The organism is Candidatus Frankia alpina (genome assembly GCF_902806485.1).
Lineage (GTDB): Bacteria > Actinomycetota > Actinomycetes > Frankiales > Frankiaceae > Frankia > Frankia alpina.
Genome location: NZ_CADCWT010000392.1, coordinates 1 through 2,805 on the forward strand (window position 1 = coordinate 1; position 2,805 = coordinate 2,805).

Annotated in this window: 4 protein-coding genes; all 4 read left to right on the forward strand. The window is 70.9% G+C overall.

What is annotated here, in order from left to right; all coding sequences use genetic code 11:
• Positions 1–444 precede the first annotated feature (444 nt).
• A complete protein-coding gene (locus tag G6R25_RS23120) occupies positions 445–624 on the forward strand; it encodes a hypothetical protein (protein WP_163554553.1) in 180 nt (59 codons plus the stop codon).
• Positions 617–835 (forward strand): hypothetical protein, encoded by a 219-nt coding sequence (locus G6R25_RS23125; RefSeq protein ID WP_235949485.1) that lies wholly within the window; start codon positions 617–619, stop codon positions 833–835. Before G6R25_RS23120 ends, G6R25_RS23125 begins: the two co-directional genes overlap by 8 nt.
• Positions 836–846: 11 nt before the next feature.
• A complete protein-coding gene (locus G6R25_RS23130; RefSeq protein WP_163554554.1) occupies positions 847–1,200 on the forward strand; it encodes a hypothetical protein in 354 nt (117 codons plus the stop codon).
• 135 nt (positions 1,201–1,335) lie between these two features.
• Positions 1,336–2,805 (forward strand): FtsK/SpoIIIE domain-containing protein (locus tag G6R25_RS23135; protein WP_163554555.1); only part of this gene is annotated, 1,470 nt, incomplete at its 3' end.

Sequence of the window (2,805 nt, forward strand, 5' to 3'; positions counted from 1 at the left end):
CGTGTGGTTCGACGGTGGTAATCGGTGGGGCCGTCATCCTTCCTGCCCGACCGCGGTCCGGGTCCGCTCCGGGTTCACTCCGTGTCGGGCACGGCTAGATCCCCGGATGGCCCCGGCCCGGCCACGGGCGCGGTCCGGTGTTGCTCCGCGTCCGATAGTGACCGGTGACAGAGCAGTCACCGACTGACGGCTTCCAGCGGTTTTGTCCGGGTTGTGATCGCCGATCCGGCTGCGCTCCGGGACCGGTCCGCGTTCACTCCGGCTTCGACGCTCCGCCCCGGCTCCATCGGAAACCCGGGTTCACTCCACCACGCGCACCGGCCCCACCCCCGGCAATTTCCGCGGAATAACAGAGTTTTGTGCATTCCTTGGGGCTGTGGCGGCGGGCAGAGTAAGCGGGGTCAAAGCGTTCCCTTTCCCGCCTTGTTCCGGGGGTTTGCTGCTGTGCCTCGCTACTACGTGCGTCGCTCGTACGGTTTCTCGTTCTGGGTCTTCGTCTTCTGGGCGCTCTACCTGGGCCTGTTCTTCCTGTCGTCCGCGGGTACCTGGGCTGCGGTTATCACGGTCATACTGATCGTCGTTGCCGTGTTCTGGCTCGTCGCCAAGGTCACGCGCCGTGGGTGAGGATGTCGCGCGCCGTCGCATGAACGTGCTGGTGGTCCTTGCGCTGAGTGCATGGATGGCCCCTCTGTTCTCGCTCGCGTTCGACGTCACGGTCGCCGTCTTCCTGCTCGACCGCACCCCCACGCCTCCGGTCACGGTGTCGTGCCCGCCGGTCGCCTATCACCCCGCGATTTTCGGATCCGTACGCCCGTGCGGTTCTTCCCGTAACTAAGGAGAAATGTTATGCGTGTGATTCCCGTGAACGATTCGGCGTTGGAGAACGTGGTGGCCGTGCCCGGGGCCACCCCGGATGTCGACCTCGACGGCAAGCCGCGCGCCCACCGTGACGGCCTGCCGTTGCACGTCGTGCAGGTCGCGGTGACCTACAAGGGCGACACGTCCCTACTCAAGGTGAAGGTCGCCGGGGAGGCGCCTCGGGTCAGCGTCGGCATGCCGGTGACGCTTGTCGGCCTCGTCGGCACGCAGTGGGCCATGGGTGAGCGTCACGGCATCTCCTGGGCCGCGCAGACCATCCGGGCCCTGCCCACCGCCCCGCCGCCGGCCCCCGCCACGACCCCGCCGGCCGGCAAGAACTAACCCGCATTCCCGCAGGCAGCCCGTACGGCCCGGTCAACACGCAGTCCCGGGCCCTCGGGCGGGGGTGGTGGTGCCCTGACCTCGCACCACCACCCCCCTGTCCTGCCCAACCCGGGGTCGGAATGGACGGTCATGATGGCCGTGCTGAAGATCCGGCGGGGCCGGATCCGAACCGATCAGTTCCGGCTCGCGTTGCGGCCTTCCGTCGCCGAAGTCCTCTTCCGCCATGTCGGGCGGTACCTGTGGGGCTGGCGGCGGGAGGCCGTCGCCGTGGTTGGTGTCGTGCTGCTCTACCGGCGCGCCATCGACACGGTCGGACCGGTCGGCGCCCGGTGGCTGCTCGTCGCCCTGGCCGTCGCCGTCGCCGTGACACCTCCGGCGCGGCGGGCCGTGCTCGGCTGGCTGCTCGGCGGCCGGCTGCGGCGGCGATGGGCGGCGGCCTGTCACGCCTGCGGACTGGAAACCTCCGGCCGGTTCGTGCCCCGCACCCCCCGCATCCGCCGGGCCCGACGCGGCGCCGCCGGTTGGCACCTGCGGATCACCCTCGCTCCCGGGCAGTCCGCCGACGACCTCCATCAGGCCGCCGGCCGGCTGACCGCCACCTTGAAACTGCGGGAGCTGCGGATCTCGTCCGATCTCGACCGGGCGGACCGGGTCGGCCTGGTCTTGGTTCGCAGGGAAGTCCTCGGCCGTGCCATCCGCGCCGACATCCTCCCGCCCGGCGACCCCGGGGACCTCGACCGGCTGCCGATCGGTGCGCGAGAGGACGGAACCGCCTGGTTGCTGCCGCTGCGCGGCTCGCATGTCCTCGTCGCCGGGGCTACCGGCGCTGGCAAGGGTTCGGTGCTGTGGTCGACCGTCCGGGCGCTGGCACCGGCGATCCGCGCCGGGCTCGTCGAGGTCTGGGCCTGCGATCCCAAAGGCGGCATGGAACTCGCCTTCGGGGAGCCGCTGTTCCACCGGTTCGCCACCGACGTCGACGGCATCAACGATCTCCTTGCCGACGCGGTGCGGATCATGAATCGGCGCACCGGCCGGCTGCGCGGCGTCTCCCGCCTGCACAAGCCATCTCCCGGTGACCCCCTCGTCGTCGTCCTCGTCGACGAAATCGCCTCGCTCACCGCCTACGTCGCCGATCCGCAGCTCAAGAAGCAGATCGCCGCGTCCCTGTCCCTGCTGCTGTCGCAGGGCCGCGCCCCCGGGGTCGTCGTGGTCGGCGCGGTGCAGGATCCGCGCAAGGAAGTCCTTCCGCTGCGCGACCTGTTCCCGGTCCGCGTCGCGCTGCGGATGACCGAACGCGAACAGGCCGACATGGTCCTCGGCAACGGAGCGCACGACCGCGGCGCCGCCTGCGAACGCATTCCCCGCGGCCTGCCGGGCGTCGGCTATGTCCTGGTCGACGGAGACCCGACCCCGGTCCGGGTCCGGGCAGCGTGGCTGACCGACGACGACATCCGCACTATGGCCAACCACCACCGGCCGCCTGCCGCCACGCCTGCCGGTCCGGCACCGGGGCCCGGACCCACTTCCCCTCTGCCGCCGGCTCCGCCTGCGGCGCCCCGGCCCCCGACCGGTGCCACCGGCTGGGTTCCGGACCGAAGCCTC

Bases quoted from the DNA above. Each gene is read 5' to 3' on its own strand.
- G6R25_RS23130 (WP_163554554.1), top strand. From the start codon at position 847: ATGCGTGTGATTCCCGTGAACGATTCGGCGTTGGAGAACGTGGTGGCC.